The organism is Sulfurospirillum tamanense, from assembly GCF_016937535.1.
Lineage (GTDB): Bacteria > Campylobacterota > Campylobacteria > Campylobacterales > Campylobacteraceae > Sulfurospirillum_B > Sulfurospirillum_B tamanense.
Genome location: NZ_JAFHKK010000010.1, coordinates 46,008 through 64,131 on the forward strand (window position 1 = coordinate 46,008; position 18,124 = coordinate 64,131).

Sequence of the window (18,124 nt, forward strand, 5' to 3'; positions counted from 1 at the left end):
TAACATAGGTTGTCTAAAAGTGCCATTTTGTGTAGAATTCTCCATTTACATGTAAGGATACTGATGAATTCCCTTCTTTTTCTCGTGCTTGTGATTGCGCTGTATTATTTTTTAACCAAAAATTATAAAACAAGTAACTATCAACACATTCGGCCTGGACGCAAACAACAACTTCAGGGTGCGCTCAAAGACCATGAAGCGGGCTTGTTGGTCGCATTGATGGCCAAGGTAGCCAAGGCTGACGGCAAAGTGAGTGAACTTGAGGCGCAGCTTATCGGCCTTACTCTTACGGACATTGCCAACACTTTTGAAGAGGCTACGCATATTCGTGAAGAGCTTAAAGCCATCTATAATCGTGAAAAAGAAACCTTTGAAAATACCCTTATGATAGCCAAACAATACGTGCAGCTCTCGCGAAGTAACTACCCCAAGCGCTTGGGACTCATTGAGTATTTGCTTAATCTCGCGTTTATTGATGGGGAGTTTTCTGCGGCCGAACGGATGATTACTGAGGATATTGCCAGGGCACTTGAAGTGTGTTCACAAGATTTTGAGCGACTTGTGGCGCGTTTTCAGGCCTTTTACGCGCAAAAAAACACCCAGAAAGCCATGACACTAGCCAATGCGTACGCTTTGTTAGGCGTCTCGCAAAGTGCTTCTTTTGATGAGGTAAAAAAGCGCTACCGCGCTTTGGTGCGCGAACACCATCCTGACGTGCTTATGGGGCAAGGTGCGGGGCAAGACATCATTGACCAAGCCACTGAAAAACTACAAGAGATTAACGAAGCATATGAGCTTATTAAAAAACACAAAGGCACTTAAGCAGTAGGTTTTTTTGTTTCATCCTCGGGTTTGGATGGCCAAAAAAGCTCCAAAGGACGCGCAGAGGCTTCTTGAAAAAGAAGTTTCAAAAAACCAGAAAAACTTCCAAAATGTGCATCGCGGGCGCGCAAAGAAACACGAAGTGCAAGAGCGAAACTCACCGTGAGATTTACCAGTCCAATCAATAATACAAAACACAAGACTAGCAAAAACTCCCATACAGAAGCACTCAGGTGAAGTTGCGCATAGCCAAGATTAGCAGTGGAAAAGGCAACATGGCGAATGTCTAAAGGAACCCCCATGAGATGACCAAAATAGGGGGTGATGCCCAGTAAAATTCCAAAGAAAAAATTCCCCGCGATGGCACCATGGTTCTCATGAAGAAACGTTGCCAAACGTTCTCGGAAGACCTTGGAAGTGATCTTGATAAGTAAAGGATGGTACATGTAACGGTATTTTAAATCTAAATAATCCGCACGATTATCAAAATACCCCGCAATAATTCCCGAACAAAACAACCACACCCCAGCAATAGCTGCATATAAAAGCGCAGGAAAGGGGTCGGAACTGTGAAAATAATAATAAGCTTCTTCGGGTGTCAAAAACGCGCCATAGTAAGAAACAACCACAACACCAAACCCAAATGCAACCAGTAGCGCGAGGCTCACGTTGCCCGCAACAGCCGCAAACTGCGAGCGGCTTACCTGAAAGACAAGCTTGACAAGTTTGAGCTGGTTGGTTTTGTTGTTTTTTCCTTTTTCGACAGCTTTTGCGAAGGTGGAGGCGGTCATGGCGGGTTGTTTGGTGGCGATGGTGAAGCCAAGAAGGTGAATAAAAACAAAACCAAGTCCATAATTAAGGCTTGCTAAAACAGTTTGAATACCAAGGCTAAGCTCTGTTTGGCCGATAAAAATCTTTATAAGTGCCATAAGTGCGATGATAATCCCCGCTCCAGCGGCACTAAAAAACATGCCAATGTACTCTTTTTTGGTCTCGGTGATGTAGTGGTCGCCGTGTTCACTGGTGTTGTTGGTGATGCTTTTAGCGAGGATTTTAATGCTGCGGTTGCTTATTTCTCTAAGGGAATTGCGAGAACTGTTTTTTTCTACCGCTTCTTTAAAAAGTTCTACCAAAGCAGTGTAAAAATCCTCAGAACCAAAGGTTTGAACTAGGGCAAGCACTTCTGCAGTGCGGTCGATGATTTGATCAAGGCGCTCAAGCTCGTAAGTTAGTGAAACAGAAATACCCTTGTTAATAGATTTTTTCTTTAAAGACGTGACAAGGTCGCGGCACTGCTCTAGCAGTACTTCAATGTGCCCAAAATCCTCAGTCACGGCTTCAAGCTTGATGGTGTTGTCCTGAAGTGTGCGCGTGAGGTTTGAGACATCTCGCTGAAGCGCGATGAAAGCAGAGTCTTTTTTAAGTAGCGAATGGTCAAGGCGGATAAAATTTTCATCAAATTCTTCCGAAGCAATCCAGATAGAAAGAATTTCTACTCCGTAAAGGATCTCATAAAAAAGATGGTCTTTAGTTTTAGCAACAAGGGTGTCGTGGCGCAAAAGAGCCCCAATAAAAGCGATCCAAATCTCAGTGTCGATGGCACGTACCCATAGGTGGTCGGTGTTTTTGTGAAAAAGGGTGGCAAAAAGATATTTAAAATCATTGCCTTTGGGTGGGGCAGGGAGAAATTTGTTGTAGAAACGTTTGGCAAATTCGCCTCCAAAGCCATCATCAGAAAGGATGCCAAGAGAGGCGAGATTGGTAGAGATACGTGAGTTTAAAATCCATGTGTGAAAGGCTCCAGAAAGGGCGAGTGTGAGGTTTTGGTCTGTGATGAGGTGGTCGGCAACTTGGCGCATAGCAAAACGCACGCCATCGATGTCTTCTAAATCTTGAGGACGAATATAAGTGATTAGCGCGCTGAGTTTTTCTACAGCCGAACTGTTTTTGTCGAGAATAATAGCGCGGGTTTTTTCAAAATTTTTAGGCACAAATGTCCTTTGTTGAGGAAAATAAATAGAAAAGATTTTAGCGAAAGTTACCCTTAGGTTTGTTTGAAGGGTTTTACATGTAAAGGATTTGTATTTTGTCGGGGTTTTATTGAGAGAGAGTGCGGATCATTTAAAAAGTAGTGTTAGAATGAGCAAGCAAAATAAAAGAGAAAAATATGGATTTACACTATTTTTTTGAAAACAATACAGGTACAGGAGTCCTCTCAACTGCCAACCAAAAAGGCGAAGTAAACAGCGCTCTCTTTGCACGCCCACACGTGGAGCATGACCTTGCGATGTTTATTTGTTTGAAGCGAAAAAACCTAGAAAACCTACAGCAAAACCCATACGCCTCTTACCTTTTTCGGGTTGATGGAAAGGGCTACGAAGGGGTGCGACTGACATTGTTGCTTCAAGAGATAAAAGATGATGATATTCTTGCGGAAAAACTCCGAAGACGCCACACTAAAACAGAAGAGAAGGCGTATATTTTGGTGTTTAAAATCCTTAAAGTATTGCCTCTTGTTGGCGGACAAGAAGAAGGATGAAAAAGGGAAAAACCATAGCCTCGGGGTAAAAGTTCTTTAGTTTGGGAAAATTTTGCCTTTTGCTTTTTAAGTTCCATCCTTTTTTGCTACAATCCTTTCGGTCAATTTTTGACTAGCAGTAAAATACGATTGCCTTGGGCAATAAGGAAGGATGGTATATGGAGGCAAAGGGTGGTTTAATCCCTAGACTTGCCAATGGAAACTTGGTGTTTCAGATTATGGTGGGTATTGTTTTAGGTGTGGTGGTGGCTTCGGTTTCAAGCCAAGCTGCGGAGGCTGTTTCGATTTTTGGATCTTTGTTTGTGGGTGCGCTTAAGGCGATTGCGCCTATTTTGGTGTTTGTGTTGGTTTCGACGGCGATTGCGACCAAAGAAGTGGGCGCGGGAGCAAACATGAAGCCCATTGTTGTGCTGTACCTTGTCGGCACGTTTTTAGCTTCACTTATCGCGGTGCTTGCTAGCTTTTTGTTTCCTGTGCATTTGGTGCTCATTGACGCGGCAAATGGTAGTTTTAATCCACCCGATAGCGTTATTGGCGTGTTAAAAGGTGTGTTGTTTAACATGGTGGATAATCCTGTAAATGCCCTAGCTACAGGCAACTTTATAGGTATTTTGGTGTGGGCCATTGCCCTTGGTGTTGCCATGCACTACAGTTCACAGGAAACAAAAAACGTCTCCCATGACATCGCCCAAGGGGTGACGAAAATCGTTCGTTTTATCATCCGCTTGGCACCTCTTGGGATTTTTGGTTTGGTTGCAGAAACCTTTTCACAAACGGGATTTGGCGCCTTGCTAAGCTATGGAAAACTCTTGTTAGTCCTTGTGGGAACGATGCTGTTTATCGCGTTTGTGGTTAATCCGCTCATCGTGTTTATCAAACGCAAGAAAAATCCTTATCCGCTCATTTTTACCTGCCTCAAAGAGAGTGGCATTACGGCGTTTTTTACCCGAAGTTCGGCGGCGAACATCCCTGTAAACCTTAATCTGTGTAAAAAAATGGGCTTAAACGAAGACACCTATTCTATCTCTATTCCGCTTGGGGCGACAACCAATATGGCGGGTGCGGCGGTGACCATTACGGTGTTGACATTGGCTACGGTGCATACCTTGGGGATTTCTGTGGATTTGCCAACGGCACTTTTGCTCAGCGTGGTTTCAGCCCTTGCCGCGTGCGGTGCCAGTGGCGTGGCGGGCGGGTCATTGTTGCTCATCCCTTTGGCGTGTAGCCTTTTTGGGATTAGCAATGACATCGCCTTGCAGGTGGTGGCCATTGGCTTTGTGATTGGGGTGATTCAAGATTCCATGGAAACAGCGCTCAATAGCTCCACAGACGTTGTATTTACCGCCGCGTGCGACGAAAAAGAGATTTGATAACGCTTTACATGTAAGGAAACCTTGGGCATTTTTTTGTCCAAGGTTTATTTGCTAATGCTATAAACGCTCTCTTTTGTTCCTGCGTAAACTACTACTATCTCTACGGGTTCGTCGCTTTCGTTGACGCCGTAGTGCCATTTTTCTACTACTTCAATAATCGCATCGCCCGCGCTTAAGTGTAAAACTTCGCCTTCTTCCGTTACAACTTTTAGTGTGCCTTTAACCATGTAGCCTACGTTGATGATAGGATGTTTGTGCAGAGGAAGGGTGGTGTGGGGCGGGATGGTAATCTTTAGCACGGAAATCTCCGGCGCTTCTTTGGGGTAAGCGGGCAAGGGTGAACCCTCCCAGCTTTGGGAAGATTTTGCCAAGACGACCACTTGGGTTTGCGCCGAGGCAAAAACAGAGCTAGCAAGAAGTAAAAATAAGAACAACAACCTTTTCATGAAACGCCTTTTGGGGAAGATGGGAAGAGTATTTTAGCCTATTTAGGGGGATTTTACGGGTACATGTAAAGGTTTGTGGATACAAGAAAAACTGACTATAATTTCGCTAAAAAATAGGAAGTAGAATGCACATCAAAAAAGACGCACTGGTTTCCATAGCCCTAGAATTGCAAGATGAAAACGGAAATGTCATAGAGGAAAACGACCAAGAGGTGATTTACCTCCACGGCGGATACGGACACCTTTTTCAAAAGCTAGAAGAAGCACTTGAGGGCAAAAAAGTGGGCGATACGTTTTGTGTGAAACTTACCGCCTCTGAAGCTTTTGGGGAGTTTGACGAGGCACTGGTGTTGCGCGAATCTTTGGAAGATTTGCCTCCTGAGGTTGCCCTTGGCATGGAGCTAGACGGCGAAGAAGAGGGGGTCGTGTTCCGCGTGGTCGAACTAGACGCCACCCACGCCCTAGTGGACGGCAATCACCCTTACGCCGGTGTCTCCATGATAGCCAAAGGCAAGGTGCGCGAGATAGAGTATTTGTCCCCCGAGGCGATTGAGGAGATACTTAAAGAGGAGCATGGGCATTGAGCGGGCAAGCGCATTGTGTTTGGTTTTTACATGTAAGGATAAAAAATGAATCAGATTTTAAACGCCGAAGAAAAAGAGATTGTAGAGTATATTGAAAGTGGGAAGGCGCAAAGCATTGCTAACTTGAGTGATGAAAAAAATAGGTTTCAGAATTTGGCCAAAGCTTATTCTTTAAAGAAAAAAGCAATAAATATAAGATTGCCAGAGAGTGATATTTATGCCTTAAAGCAAAAATCACTTGAAAGCGGACTTAGCTACCAAAATATCATACAATCCCTTGTCCATCAATACATTCAAGGAAAAATCAAAGCAAGCTTTTAGGCGGTTTGTAGCCTTACATGTAAAGATATTTGAAGTGGCTTATTGAATGCAATGCTGATGGATAGATATGTGGTATTTTTGAAGAGCTCAATTTCAACTATTTATACTCTTAATAGGATTTAGCATTATGGTATCGTATTTACAAAAAGGAATAAAATGACGATAGATAATCTTCAAAACTACATAGATGAAATTGCAATAGAAGCTTTTAATAAATATAGAATTATAAGAAATGAGGCAGTTTTTGAATTAGCAGAAATTGAAATCTACCTCAAGGATGCTAAAAAAGGTATTGACGATATTTATCGCCATGATAGAAATGAACACTTAGAAAGTTTAAAAGAATATCAACACTATAGTGGTTTTGATATTTGCAATGGAAATAAAGATAAAGATATCTATTGTGGCATTTTGGTACGTGGGTTGATGAATGAATCTGAAGCAATCTATGGGCCAAGAAGGGTTAAGTATGGAGGCAGAGAAAAAAGTCCAATAAAAATAGAAATAATAACTAATGAATCATCGGAAAATCGTTTTCAATTCTACTCTTCCGAGATTAATTCAAATGTAATATTTAAACTTCCGAGAGTCAATTTGAGCAACAAAATAAGCCAAAAATATTTTTGTGAACCTCAAAAATTGCAAAAATATCTAAATCTGAAAGCCCGATATTTGAGAATAAAAGATGAAAATTTTTCTTCCAATAAATATCTAGCGGAATCCAGAGAAATATGGAATGCAATTTTAAAAAAGCTAAACAGCTAATTTATTTTCAAAAGATTGGAAATAAAATGCAGACAACGCCCATCCTTCTCTGTATCTAACCCCATTTAACCCTCCTTAAAAGAAGCTTTAGGTACAATCGCGGTTTTAAACCTTTACATGTAAGGATGCGTTGTGAGAGCATTGATAAGCGTAAGTGACAAGACGGGCATTGTGGAGTTTGCCCAAGGATTAGTAGCACTTGGATGGGAGATCGTCTCTACAGGCGGCACTTTTAAGCAACTCCAAGAAGCGGGCGTTAGCGCCGTTGAGATTAGCGAAGTGACCAAGTTTCCTGAAATGTTTGATGGCAGGGTCAAGACCCTCAACCCCTACATTCACGGGGGGATTTTGCACCGTAGGGATGAACCCTTACATGTAAAGACCGCCCACGAACACGGCATCAGAGGCATCGACCTTGTGTGCGTGAACCTCTACCCCTTCAAAGAAACCATCGCCAAAACGGACGATTTTGATACCATCATCGAAAACATCGACATCGGCGGCCCTGCCATGGTGCGCAGTGCGGCCAAAAACTTCCAAGATGTCCTCATCGTCACCGACGTTTTGGACTACGACGCGGTGCTTGAAGCTCTAAAAGAAGGTGCCGATAGCCTAGCGTTTCGCCGTGGTTTGATGATTAAGGCGTTCGAGCACACGGGCGCGTATGATGCGATGATTGCCAACTACATGAATGAGCGTTTCAACGGCGGTTTTGGAGCCAAGCAGTTCATCGTCGGCACCAAAGCATTCGACACGCGTTATGGCGAAAACCCTCACCAAAAGGGCGCGTTGTACGAGTTTGACTACTTTTTTTCCAACAACTTCAAAGCCCTCAAAGGCGAAGCTAGTTTTAACAACATGACCGACATCCACGGCGCGGTCAAAATCGCCGCGGCCTTTGGCGAAGCCCCCGCAGTGTCCATCATCAAGCACGCAAATCCCTGCGGTTTTGCTATCAAAAACACGCTTTTAGAAAGCTACACCGAAGCCCTCAAATGCGACCCTGTGTCGGCCTTTGGTGGCGTGGTCGCTATCAACGGCAAGCTAGACAAAGCCCTAGCCGAGAAAATCAACGAAATCTTCATCGAAGTCATCATCGCGGCTAATGTGGACGAAGACGCCCTAGCGGTCTTTGAGAGCAAAAAACGCATCAAAATCTTTACCCAAGAAAGCCCCTATTTGGTGCTGAGCAACGACGCGTACGACTTTAAACACATCGATGGCGGGTTTGTTTACCAAGAAGCCGACGCGGTGGGCGAAGACGAAGTTACAAATGCCGAGCAAAAAAGTGCCCGCAAAGCCTCAGTCCAAGAGTTCGCCGACCTTGAAATCGCCTACAAAGTCGCCAGCCTCACTAAATCTAACTGCGTCGTGTACGTCAAGGACAGCATGATGGTAGGTATTGGCATGGGGATGACGAGTCGTGTGGACGCGGGCAAATGCGCCCTGTTAAAAGCCAAAGAGATGGGGCTAGAAGTAGCAGGATGTGCCATGGCCAGCGAAGCGTTTTTCCCTTTCCGCGACAGCGTGGACGCCGCGGCCAAAGCGGGCGTCAAAGCCATCATCCAACCCGGCGGCAGTATCCGTGATAATGAAGTCATCGCCGCGGCCGATGAGCACGGCATGGCACTGTACTTTACAGGGATTCGTCACTTTTTACATTAACATTTTTTGGGGTGGTGCGCGCCATCACCCCGCGCCTCTTGATTGATATCTATCAATGACATTCATTCTCAATTTCCCCTATAATCCTCCCAAAAAAAGAGGATAATTTCATGAAAACATTATGGCCTAGCGATGCGATTGCGTTTCAAGAAGAGGGCGCCACCGTTCCCTTTGTAAAGTACACCAAGGAGGGCATCCACTTCATCGGGTTTGATTCCCGCGCGTGTGTGCCGCCCGAGCCCATGGTCAACGCCATGCTGGCCCTCGTGCACATCAAAACCCCACAAACCAAAGTAGTGATGATTAACCACCGAAGCCCCGTGGGCTTGCTTGCCAAGATTGGCGAATGCTACAGTATTGACCAAGAAGAGCTTGAAAACGGTGCCGTGCGTCTCACCTTTAGCTACAAAGAAGGCGCGACACAACACGCTGACCTCTCCTCTTTCCACTGCGCGGGCTAAGTCATGATGCTTTCTCAAAGTGCTATTTCGATGGCTCCGCCGTTTTCATTGGTGTCGAAGTTTTTTATGGCGGCAAGCGTGTTGCTCTTGGTGAGCCTCAACGCCCTCCCATTTGTAGCAACCCAAACGCCTCTTTTGGCTTTTGGGGCGGCAGGGTTTATCCACCTGTACTTGCTTGGGTTTGTGATGATGGTCATCTTGGGTGCGCTGTATCAACTCGTGCCTGTGGTGCTTGAAGCACCGTTTTTTACCCTCAAAGGGAGTTCGGTGCTGTTTTATGCCTATCTTTTAGGCACTCTCGCCCTAAGCGGGGGAATGGTGCTGGGCAACAACCCGCTCATGCACGCAGGAGGCACGGCGGTATACGCTAGTTTGACGGCTTTTTCGGTGCTGTTTTTGCTCAGTTTTAAGGGTGTCACGCGTTGGAATCTCATCACCTATTTTTTGCTCGCTTCGGGCGTGTGCTTGGTGCTTGGCATTAGCCTTGGGCTTGGGTTGCTCATCGCCATGAGTACAGGCGGCATAGCGCTAGATGTCACAGCGACGCTCATTCGCCACGGGGTGCTGAGCCTTGGTGGATTTGTGATGTTTATCGTGATGGGGGTTTCGCTGGTGCTTTTGCCTATGTTTGCCCTAGCGCACGGCGTAAGCACGTGGTACTCCAAGGTCGCCTTTGGGGCGATGCTGTTGGCTTTTGGATGTGCCTTTATCAACGCTTTTGCGCTTATGGCGTGGCTTTTGGGGCTTGGGCTTGTGCTTTATGTGGCGCAATCTGCACACATTTTGGCAAAGCGGATGCGCCGAAAGAAAGATTACTGGTTTTATAATGTTGCTTTTGCGCTTGCGTGCATTGTCGTGGCAGTTGGGCTTGGGCTTTGGGGGGGGGTTGGGCGGCGATGAAAACGCGCTAAAAGTTGCTATGTTTGTGTTTTTGGTGGGCTTTGGACTCCACTTTGTGGCAGGGCATTTGTACAAAATCTTGCCCTTTTTGGTGTGGTATGAGTTCATTGCGCCACTAGTTGGCAAGCAAAAAGTCCCTATGTTGCACGAGATGATTGTGGAGCGTTATGCCTACGCGCAACTTATTTTAGGCGTTCTTGGCACAACGCTTTTTGCTCTGGGGATGACTTTACATGTAAGGGTTGTGGAGTTTGGTGGCGCGGTGCTTTTGGCACTGAGCGGCTGGGCGCTTATGGTGGTGCTTTACCGCGCTTATGGGTTTTCAAAATGGAAGGAAAAAACATGCTAACAAAAGAGACAATTTACGAAGCGTTAAAAACAGTCATCGACCCCGAGGTGGGGTTTGACATCGTTAATCTTGGACTCATTTATGATGCGCGTATCGAAGGGACGCACGTGGAGGTGGACATGACCCTTTCCACACGCGGATGTCCGCTTCATGAACTGCTTAAACAATGGGCTAAAGAAGCAGTAGAGAAGCTTCCCGAAGTTCTTACATGTAACATTAATATCGTATGGGAACCTGCGTGGAACATTACCATGGCAAGCAAAGAAGTTAAAAAAGCATTGGCATAATTATTTCAAAATTATCACTAAAGTCAATTGTAATTATAGATACACTACAATCCTTAATAACAAACATGTGACAGATAAAGGATGTGTGGTGGATGTGTGTACAAAAAAAGACTTGGGTTTCAAAGTGGGGGTGTTTTCATGAAGCGCTCCATGGGGATAAAGATCATCGCTATGCTTGCAGGTGTGTTGTTGGTGAGTTTTGGGGTGATGCAATTTGTGTTCATCAGTGAGTTTAAAAACTCTTCATTGCAGCAGAGCGAGAATAATCTCAACATGCTAGGCAAATCGGTGTTTCAAACCATTCGCAATGCGATGAATTTTGGCGACCCTGTCATCATCCAAAAGGCTATTGAGGATGTGGCTGAGATTGAAGGGATTGCATCCATTACAATCCACAAATCTCAAGAGGTTATTAATGCTTTTGGTTTGAACGCGATTATCTCAACAGACCCGTTGATTGTAGAGCAATTTAACGCTCCACGAAGCTTTAATCTTGAAGTTAAGACTGATGAGGGTCATTTTTTGCGCCTTGTACAGCCTATGATAGCCCAAGAGGATTGCTTGGCCTGTCATGGCACCTCCAAGCACGGAGAGGTGCTTGGGGTGATGGATATGCGGTACTCTTTTGCCTTGGTGGATGAGGATATTCGCCAGCGAAGTATGAAATTTATCTTCATTTTTAGTTTCTTTTTCGTTGCTATTACACTTCTTTTGCTTTACGCTTTGAGGCAGATGGTAGGGAAGCCTCTTAGAGAGCTTTTGGTGCGCTCTTGTGATTTGGCTAGTGGCAACGGTGATTTGACCGCGCGCGTTGTGGTAAAAAGTGAAGATGAGATCGGGCAAGTGGGGCAACATGTAAATGTTTTTATTGAAAAAATTCACCACACTGTTACAGAGGCCCAAGGAGTGGCGCACCGCGTGGAGGCCACTAGCAGCACCTTAAATCAAAATGCTTCAGGGTTGCTTCAGAGTGCCAAAACTCAAAACATACAAGTGCAAGCATCATATGCACTGACTAAAGAAGTAGAAGAAGAATTAGGGGTGTCAGAAAAACTGGCATTAAAAACCGTTGAGGATAGCATGGCCTCTTATGAGGTTTTGACAGATATGGTTAATGCGTTAGAAATTGTGGTGGAACACATTGCAAGTTCTAGCAGCAAAGAGCAAGAGATGGCCCATAAAATCACTGCTGTCGTAACCCAGACCGAACAGATTAAAGGGGTGCTAGGCATGATTAAGGACATTGCTGATCAAACCAATCTTTTGGCTCTTAATGCCGCTATCGAAGCGGCGCGCGCGGGTGAGCATGGGCGGGGGTTTGCGGTCGTGGCTGATGAGGTGCGAAAATTGGCTGAGCGCACTCAAAAATCTTTAGCCGAAATCGACGTCACTATAGGTGTCATCGTCCAAGGCGTGATGGATTTGAGTGAAAATATGCAATACAATGCTGGGCAGATTGAGGAGATTGCTTCTAGTGCCCATGGTGTTATGAATAAAGCGACACAAACAAAAGACCGCACCAAGGAGACTATTAATGTTTCTCAAAAATCCTCCCAAAAGGCCGTAGAGATATCAGCAACCACCAAGACGCTCATGGAAAAAATGCACACAACTTTGCAAGCTTCGCAGGATAATGAAAGCGTAGCAAAAGTGTTGCTGGAGATGTCAAAAGAATTGCAAGAGGCCTCTGCAAAACTCGAAAAAGACCTCTCAAGCTTCAAGGTTTAAAGCCCTAAAGACTCCCGCTTTTCTTCGATTTCCAAGAACCTCTCAATGAGGGGCTCGAGGGCTTCTTCCTTTACATGTAAGCGTTCAGTGAGGGTGGTGATGCCCTCTTTTTGGTAACATTCAGGGTTGCCAAGACACGCTTTGATGGACGCTATTTCTTCTTCGAGGGTTTGGATTTTGGAGGGCAGGGTTTCGTGTTCTTGTTGTTCTTTGTAGCTAAGTTTCGCGCCCCCTGTTTTTTGTTTTTTAGTTGCCTGAGGCGAGGCGGGCGAGGGAGTGCTAGCCTCGGCCACATCTTGTTCAAATTCCAAAAATTCCGTGTAGCTTTGGTAACTCTCTTCAATTGCGCCATTGCCCGTAAAAATCAGTAATTTTTTAGCAATTTTATCGACAAAATAGCGGTCATGGCTCACCACTAAAACGGCCCCTTGAAACGATTCGATGAACGATTCAAGCACGTTAATGGTAGGAATATCGAGGTCATTGGTGGGCTCATCTAAAATGAGACAATCCACAGGCTGCGCAAACAGTAACGCAAGCGCTACGCGGTTTTTTTCTCCACCGCTTAAAAGACCGATTTTTTTGTCTAGATATTCTTTAGGAAATAAAAACTGTTTTAAATAGCCGTATACATGTAAGTTGCTTCCGCGCACTTCTACGCGGTCGCCCCCGTTGAGGCAAAAGGTTTCTAGGAGGTTTTTTTCATCATCGAGCATGACGCGTTGTTGGTCAAAATAACCCACGCTAAATTCTCCTCGTTTAAGGACGCCCTCATCGGGCAAAAGTGTCCCAAGAAAAAGGCGCAAGAGCGTGGATTTTCCCGCGCCGTTTTTACCCACAATGGCGATGCGGTCGTTTTGTAAAATGCGCGTTGTAAAATCATCGATGAGCCGTTTGTCACCCAAGGTTTTGCCTACACCTTGAAGTTCAAAAAGCATCTTTTGGCGGTTGGTGGATTTGTCTTGATTAAAAGCATGTTTGGCGCGTTCGAGTTCTAGGTAGATTTTGCGCAGTTGGCCAGGATTTTTTTTGGCAGCCTCGCGCATCTCCATGACCCGTTGCTTGCGTCCTTCGTTGCGTTTTAGTCTGGCCTTTACACCCCGACGCAACCACGCTTCTTCACCTTTGAGGTGTTTAAGAAGTACATCGTGCTGTTTTTTCATGGCGTGCAAAAGCAGTTCTTTGGCGGTTAAATAAGCTTCGTATCCACCCTCAAAACTGCGCAATTTGCATTCATCGATCTCCACACTTCGTGTGGCAATGCGCTCGATGAAATAACGGTCGTGAGAGATAAACACAAGCGTGACATTCTCTTTAAGAAGCATCTCTTCCAAAAAAGCCACCATGTACACATCAAGGTGGTTGGTAGGCTCATCAAGGAGTAAAATATCGGGTTTTTTAAGAATGAGCCCTGCTAGTGCCACGCGACGCTGTTCACCGCCACTTAGAAGCGAAACAGGGGTGTGTTCAAAGCTTTTAAGGGCAAATTCTTGCATCACGCGCTCGATTTTATCGTCCAAATTCCACGCATTGTGCAAATCTAAGTAGCTTGCTAACTTGCTTTGGCGCTCCAAAAGAACGGCATCTTGAGGCGAAATAGCAAGGGCTTCGTTGATAGCTTCAAAGGATTTTCTGGCACTATAAAGGCGCTCTAGCTCTTTTTCGATAGCATCACGCACGGTGTCTTTTGGGTCAAATACGGGGACTTGGGCGAGCATTTCAACGCTAAGACCGCTTTGGAGAATCCGCCGCCCTGCGTCAGCTTCGAGAGTGCCGTTGATGATTTTCATGAGGGTAGACTTGCCTCCACCATTTTTTCCGATGATGGCAATGCGTTCGCCTTGGTTGATAAACAGGCTCACCTCTTCAAGGATTTTTTGGGTTTCGTAACTTTTGCTAATCTCTAATAAATCCAGTAAGGCCACGCCGCTTCCTTCGCAATAGGGTTTTGGGAAGTCTAACCAAAATGGGCTGTAGGAGCGATGAAAAAACCACAGATGTGGTAAGATAACGCCCAGAAAACCAAAGGAAACAGTGTGAAAACAACCCTTTCAGCCAAACGCTACAAAAGCCAAGGGCGGTACGAAGCGCAAGAGGCTCAAGAAAACCGCACGCCATTTTTGACCGATTATGACCGGATTATTTTTTCTAACCCTTTTCGCAGGCTTTCTAAAAAAACCCAAGTGCACCCCCTTTCTAAAAACGACCACGTGCACAACCGTCTGACCCATTCGCTAGAGGTGGCAAGCGTGGGACGGACACTGGGGCTTGGAGTAGGGCGATATTTGGAAGCGCAAGAGGGGTTTGGTCACTCTCCTTATGAAGTTGCGGCGATTGTGCAAAGTGCGTGCTTGGCCCACGACATTGGCAATCCGCCCTTTGGGCATGCGGGCGAAGAAATCATCAAAGAGTGGTTTGCCACCCATCAAAATACGCCATTAATGGAAGAAATTAATCCAGAACAAAGGGCGGATTTTTTGTGTTTTGATGGTAATGCACAGAGTTTACGCATTGTCACTCAGCTTGAAAACCACGCCTATGCAGGAGGAATGCGCCTGACGCTTTCAACCCAAGCGGCTATGATTAAATATCCGTGGGAAGCGTGCGATGCGCGCTCAAAAGGAAAGAAATTTAGTTATTTTCAAAGCGAAAAGAGCATTGCTAGGACGATTTTTGAAGAGTTTGATTTGGTGCAAGAGGGTGTTTTTGTACGTCACCCTTTCTCGTACCTTATGGAGGCTGCGGATGATATTTGCTATGCCCTTTTAGACATTAAAGATGCGGTTGAGCTAAACATGCTTGAAGTGGCTAATTTGGAACATATATTTTTGCCTTTGTGCGGAAAAAAGGCTTACGAAGAGACGCTAGGTAGCAGCGCCATGAGTGATTTTCAAAAGGTTTCAAGGTTGTGCGCCTTTGCCATTGGGCGATTGAGCGAACATGCGATTGAGACGTTTGTGGACCATAAGCTTTTTGTGCCAAGAACGGATGTGAAAGACCTCATCTCACTCTTTTCACACAAAGCGCTGCAGGAGGGTTTGGCGGCAGCTAAGGAGCTAGGCCATAATCATATCTTTAATGAGCCACGCAAGATTGAGCTAGAACTTGGGGCGTATCGGACTATTGGGATTTTGTTGGAAGATTTGATAAATGCGGCGTATGCTTTACATGTAAACCAAAAAACCTTCAAAACCGAACGCGCATTGACGCTCATGGGTAACGACGCGCCAAGGACTTCTCAGAGTTTGTATGAAAAATACCAAGCGGTGTTAGATTACATTGTAGGGATGACAGACAACTACGCCACCCGCTTGGCCGGACAGTTAGCAGGGCTTGGTCGCTAGATAAAATTTATTATTTAGGAAGTTTTGATAAAATAACTTCTTTTACATGTAAGGAAAAAAATGCTGAGTATATTAGGAACGTTGTATTTTGTTTATGTGCTGATAAAGCTTTATATCGCTACCCAAGAGATAGGTTTTGTGGCAAAAGCACAACATCAAAACGCGGTGATTCTCTCCCCATCAAGCTTTCTTAAAGCCGCGCGCTACAAGATTGCCTCAGAGCGTTTTGGTATGGTGAGTACACTAGTGGATTATGGGCTGTTTTTGTTTTGGATTGGGTACGGGTTGCGCACCCTTGAGGGCTGGCTTATCACCAATGGTGGCGTGTGGGAGAGCGTGGTGTTTGTGTATGCGTTTATTGGGGTTAATTACCTTGTGGGGCTTCCGCTGGATATTTACAGCACTTTTTTTAAAGACAAAGCCTTTGGGTTTAGCACCATTGATGCCAAAACGTACGCTCTTGATCAGTTAAAGGCTATGGCACTTTTTGTGGTAGCAGGTGGCGCTATTGTAGCGCTTGTGGCATGGATTATCCTCTCTTTTGCTTCGTGGTGGTTGTGGGGATTTGGGGCTATTTTTGCGGTGGTGTTGTTTATTAACATGATTTATCCCACGCTCATTGCGCCCATCTTTAACCGTTTTACACCCCTAGAAAATCCTGAGCTTTCTGCGTCCATCGAAAGCCTTTTGCAAAAAGCAGGGCTCAAAAGTAGCGGCGTGTTTATGATAGATGCCAGCAAGCGGGACAAGCGGCTTAATGCGTACTTTGGGGGGCTGGGAAAATCAAAACGGGTAGTGCTCTTTGACACCTTGGTGGAAAAACTAAGCAAATCTGAACTTTTGGCGGTGCTTGGGCATGAGCTGGGGCACTTTAAACACAAAGACATGCTCAAAAATGTAGCCATGAGTGCGTTTATGCTTTTGGTTATGTTTGGCCTTTTTGGAAACTTGCCTGCATCGGTTTACGAAGCCTTACATGTAAGCATGAGCCCGCACAGTACCATCGCGCTTTTTTTGTTACTCTCGCCGTTGGTTTCATTTGTGATGATGCCGCTTTTTGGGGCCATGAGTCGCCATAACGAATATGCCGCAGATGCGTACGGGAGCGCGTGCGAAAGCAAAGAGGCTCTTAAAAATGCGTTGATGAAACTAGCCGATGAAAACAAGAGTTTCCCTATGTCACACCCATTGCAAATTGCTTTTTACCATACCCATCCGCCCTTGGTTGAGCGTTTAAAAAGGCTAGAATAGTGCAGATTAAAGAGGCATTGCGCACCGCAGCCCAAATGCTTTCATGGGTTGAAAACCCCCAAAAAGAAGCTGCGTTGTTGTTGTGCGCACATTTACATGTAGAGCGTACGTGGCTTTTGCTTCATGATGCTGATAGCCTAAAAGATGCGGAGGGCTATTTTGCGCTGATAAAACGCCGTCATGCGCGCGAACCTCTAGAGTACATCACCGGAACAGCTTCGTTTTATTCGCGTACGTTTTTAGTAGACGAGGGCGTATTGGTGCCAAGACCCGAGACGGAACTACTGGTGGACGTGGTAGCTGGCTTGCTCAAAAAAGACGAAACACCTCGGATTCTTGAGGTGGGTGTGGGAAGCGGGATTATTTCAGTGATGTTGGCGGTGTTGTTTCCTAGAGCCACCTTTGTTGCTACGGATATTTCTTCCAAAGCCTTGGCTAACGCACAAAAAAACGCGCACCTGTTCGGTGTGGCATCGCGCATTGAATTTGTGCAAACGTCTTATTTTGAAGGAGTGGAGGGGGCTTTTGATGTGTTGGTCTCCAACCCTCCTTACATAACAAGAGAAGAAATTTTAGACGCCCACGTGCTAAAAGAACCCCATGGGGCACTTTTTGGCGGAGAAAAGGGCGATGAAATGCTAAAAGTGCTTTTAGAAAAAGCCTCTTGCGCGCCAATAAAACATGTAGCTTGCGAAATGGGCTGGGATCAAAAGGCGTCTATGGAAGAGACACTAAACACCCTTGGCGCCCAAGAGATTAACTTTTACCAAGACCTTGCGGGGTTGGACCGAGGGTTTAGTGCAACATTAAAGGAGAAAACATGCACGCGATGAGAGTCGTATACCTGCTTGGCCTTGGCGCCATGATAGGGATAGAAATAGGCGTGGGGATTCTGATGGCCCCTGTTATTTTTTACCCCGCTTCTTTTTTAGGTGAAGGGGTGTTGAGTCATTATCAAAGTGGTATTTTGATGACCCAGGTCTTTTTGCGTTTTAATATGGTGTTGTTTGTTGTGACTCTTTTTGGATTGATGTATGAAGCACTTTTGTTTAAGCAAGGAAATGGCGACCGATGGGCACTTGGCCTTACGCTGGTGATGGTGTATACAGCGGGAATGTTTATCTTTTACTATACGCCATTTATTGTTGAGGCGCAGGCTTTGGGTTCCGAAGCAACACAAACCCAAGCCTTTGCTTCCATGCATAAAGGAAGCGAGAAAATTATCAAAATACTGCTTTTCGCTCAAGTGATTGTATTTGGCAGACGGGTCTGGTTAAAGAGGTGAGTGG

Annotated in this window: 19 protein-coding genes; 16 read left to right on the plus strand and 3 right to left on the minus strand. The window is 45.4% G+C overall.

Annotated elements, in window-relative coordinates:
* Positions 1–63 precede the first annotated feature (63 nt).
* Entirely contained in the window at positions 64–822 is a 759-nt protein-coding gene (locus tag JWV37_RS06020; RefSeq protein WP_205458875.1) for a DnaJ domain-containing protein, read from the plus strand.
* On the opposite strand, the gene JWV37_RS06025 is transcribed toward JWV37_RS06020, so the two are convergent.
* A complete protein-coding gene (locus JWV37_RS06025; RefSeq protein ID WP_205458876.1) occupies positions 819–2,813 on the minus strand; it encodes a transporter-like protein in 1,995 nt (664 codons plus the stop codon). The two genes, JWV37_RS06020 and JWV37_RS06025, sit on opposite strands and share 4 nt — an antisense overlap.
* A 176-nt stretch (positions 2,814–2,989) precedes the next feature.
* Between JWV37_RS06025 and JWV37_RS06030 the strand changes: the two genes are divergently transcribed.
* Both JWV37_RS06030 and sstT read left to right on the plus strand, forming a co-directional pair.
* A complete protein-coding gene (locus JWV37_RS06030) occupies positions 2,990–3,361 on the plus strand; it encodes a pyridoxamine 5'-phosphate oxidase family protein (RefSeq protein WP_205458877.1) in 372 nt (123 codons plus the stop codon).
* A 158-nt stretch (positions 3,362–3,519) separates the two neighbouring features.
* A complete protein-coding gene (gene sstT / locus JWV37_RS06035) occupies positions 3,520–4,731 on the plus strand; it encodes a serine/threonine transporter SstT (RefSeq protein ID WP_205458878.1) in 1,212 nt (403 codons plus the stop codon).
* A gap of 47 nt (positions 4,732–4,778) precedes the next feature.
* Here the strand turns inward: sstT and JWV37_RS06040 are convergent, their stop codons facing one another.
* Entirely contained in the window at positions 4,779–5,180 is a 402-nt protein-coding gene (locus tag JWV37_RS06040; RefSeq protein ID WP_205458879.1) for a cupin domain-containing protein, read from the minus strand.
* A 125-nt stretch (positions 5,181–5,305) separates the two neighbouring features.
* Between JWV37_RS06040 and JWV37_RS06045 the strand changes: the two genes are divergently transcribed.
* From JWV37_RS06045 to JWV37_RS12805, 9 genes are all read left to right on the plus strand, one after another.
* Positions 5,306–5,764 carry an FKBP-type peptidyl-prolyl cis-trans isomerase gene (locus JWV37_RS06045; RefSeq protein ID WP_205458880.1) on the plus strand — a complete coding sequence of 153 codons (459 nt, stop codon included), beginning with the start codon at positions 5,306–5,308 and terminating at the stop codon, positions 5,762–5,764.
* A gap of 45 nt (positions 5,765–5,809) precedes the next feature.
* Positions 5,810–6,085 (plus strand): hypothetical protein, encoded by a 276-nt coding sequence (locus JWV37_RS06050; protein ID WP_205458881.1) that lies wholly within the window; start codon positions 5,810–5,812, stop codon positions 6,083–6,085.
* A 156-nt stretch (positions 6,086–6,241) separates the two neighbouring features.
* Positions 6,242–6,850: a hypothetical protein gene (locus JWV37_RS06055; RefSeq protein ID WP_205458882.1), complete on the plus strand. Its 609-nt coding sequence runs from the start codon at positions 6,242–6,244 to the stop codon at positions 6,848–6,850.
* Positions 6,851–6,982: 132 nt separating this feature from the next.
* The gene (gene purH, locus JWV37_RS06060) at positions 6,983–8,515 is read left to right on the plus strand and encodes a bifunctional phosphoribosylaminoimidazolecarboxamide formyltransferase/IMP cyclohydrolase (RefSeq protein WP_205458883.1); all 1,533 of its coding nucleotides are present in this window, start codon (positions 6,983–6,985) and stop codon (positions 8,513–8,515) included.
* Positions 8,516–8,625: 110 nt separating this feature from the next.
* Complete coding sequence (locus JWV37_RS06065) at positions 8,626–8,976, plus strand: hypothetical protein (protein WP_205458884.1); 351 nt, start codon at positions 8,626–8,628, stop codon at positions 8,974–8,976.
* A gap of 3 nt (positions 8,977–8,979) precedes the next feature.
* Entirely contained in the window at positions 8,980–9,876 is an 897-nt protein-coding gene (locus tag JWV37_RS06070) for a hypothetical protein (RefSeq protein WP_205458885.1), read from the plus strand.
* A complete protein-coding gene (locus tag JWV37_RS06075) occupies positions 9,845–10,225 on the plus strand; it encodes a hypothetical protein (protein WP_205458886.1) in 381 nt (126 codons plus the stop codon). The genes JWV37_RS06070 and JWV37_RS06075 overlap by 32 nt, the downstream gene beginning before the upstream one ends.
* Positions 10,219–10,512, plus strand: coding sequence for a metal-sulfur cluster assembly factor (locus JWV37_RS06080; protein WP_205458887.1), 294 nt, complete (start codon positions 10,219–10,221; stop codon positions 10,510–10,512). The genes JWV37_RS06075 and JWV37_RS06080 overlap by 7 nt, the downstream gene beginning before the upstream one ends.
* A 138-nt stretch (positions 10,513–10,650) precedes the next feature.
* Complete coding sequence (locus JWV37_RS12805) at positions 10,651–12,240, plus strand: methyl-accepting chemotaxis protein (protein WP_205458888.1); 1,590 nt, start codon at positions 10,651–10,653, stop codon at positions 12,238–12,240.
* Here JWV37_RS12805 and JWV37_RS06090 read toward each other — a convergent pair.
* A complete protein-coding gene (locus JWV37_RS06090; protein ID WP_205458889.1) occupies positions 12,237–14,165 on the minus strand; it encodes an ABC-F family ATP-binding cassette domain-containing protein in 1,929 nt (642 codons plus the stop codon). The genes JWV37_RS12805 and JWV37_RS06090 overlap by 4 nt on opposite strands.
* A 111-nt stretch (positions 14,166–14,276) precedes the next feature.
* Here JWV37_RS06090 and JWV37_RS06095 point away from each other — a divergent pair, with 111 nt between their 5' ends.
* From JWV37_RS06095 to JWV37_RS06110, 4 genes are read left to right on the plus strand one after another with little or no spacing between them, the layout of a single operon-like run.
* Complete coding sequence (locus JWV37_RS06095) at positions 14,277–15,584, plus strand: deoxyguanosinetriphosphate triphosphohydrolase (protein ID WP_205458890.1); 1,308 nt, start codon at positions 14,277–14,279, stop codon at positions 15,582–15,584.
* Positions 15,585–15,644: 60 nt separating this feature from the next.
* On the plus strand, positions 15,645–16,835 hold the full coding sequence (locus JWV37_RS06100; protein WP_205458891.1) for a M48 family metallopeptidase: 1,191 nt from the start codon (positions 15,645–15,647) through the stop codon (positions 16,833–16,835).
* Complete coding sequence (gene prmC, locus JWV37_RS06105; RefSeq protein ID WP_205458892.1) at positions 16,835–17,668, plus strand: peptide chain release factor N(5)-glutamine methyltransferase; 834 nt, start codon at positions 16,835–16,837, stop codon at positions 17,666–17,668. Before JWV37_RS06100 ends, prmC begins: the two co-directional genes overlap by 1 nt.
* Complete coding sequence (locus JWV37_RS06110; protein ID WP_205458893.1) at positions 17,656–18,120, plus strand: DUF4149 domain-containing protein; 465 nt, start codon at positions 17,656–17,658, stop codon at positions 18,118–18,120. The genes prmC and JWV37_RS06110 overlap by 13 nt, the downstream gene beginning before the upstream one ends.
* The last annotated feature ends 4 nt before the right edge of the window (positions 18,121–18,124 follow it).

Coding starts and splice junctions, on each gene's coding strand:
- JWV37_RS12805 (WP_205458888.1), top strand. CDS start 10,651: ATGAAGCGCTCCATGGGGATAAAGATCATCGCTATGCTTGCAGGTGTG.
- JWV37_RS06100 (WP_205458891.1), top strand. CDS start 15,645: ATGCTGAGTATATTAGGAACGTTGTATTTTGTTTATGTGCTGATAAAG.
- JWV37_RS06030 (WP_205458877.1), top strand. CDS start 2,990: ATGGATTTACACTATTTTTTTGAAAACAATACAGGTACAGGAGTCCTC.
- JWV37_RS06050 (WP_205458881.1), top strand. CDS start 5,810: ATGAATCAGATTTTAAACGCCGAAGAAAAAGAGATTGTAGAGTATATT.
- JWV37_RS06110 (WP_205458893.1), top strand. CDS start 17,656: ATGCACGCGATGAGAGTCGTATACCTGCTTGGCCTTGGCGCCATGATA.
- JWV37_RS06040 (WP_205458879.1), bottom strand. CDS start 5,180: ATGAAAAGGTTGTTGTTCTTATTTTTACTTCTTGCTAGCTCTGTTTTT.
- JWV37_RS06080 (WP_205458887.1), top strand. CDS start 10,219: ATGCTAACAAAAGAGACAATTTACGAAGCGTTAAAAACAGTCATCGAC.
- sstT (WP_205458878.1), top strand. CDS start 3,520: ATGGAGGCAAAGGGTGGTTTAATCCCTAGACTTGCCAATGGAAACTTG.
- JWV37_RS06045 (WP_205458880.1), top strand. CDS start 5,306: ATGCACATCAAAAAAGACGCACTGGTTTCCATAGCCCTAGAATTGCAA.
- JWV37_RS06055 (WP_205458882.1), top strand. CDS start 6,242: ATGACGATAGATAATCTTCAAAACTACATAGATGAAATTGCAATAGAA.
- JWV37_RS06065 (WP_205458884.1), top strand. CDS start 8,626: ATGAAAACATTATGGCCTAGCGATGCGATTGCGTTTCAAGAAGAGGGC.
- JWV37_RS06020 (WP_205458875.1), top strand. CDS start 64: ATGAATTCCCTTCTTTTTCTCGTGCTTGTGATTGCGCTGTATTATTTT.
- JWV37_RS06070 (WP_205458885.1), top strand. CDS start 8,980: ATGATGCTTTCTCAAAGTGCTATTTCGATGGCTCCGCCGTTTTCATTG.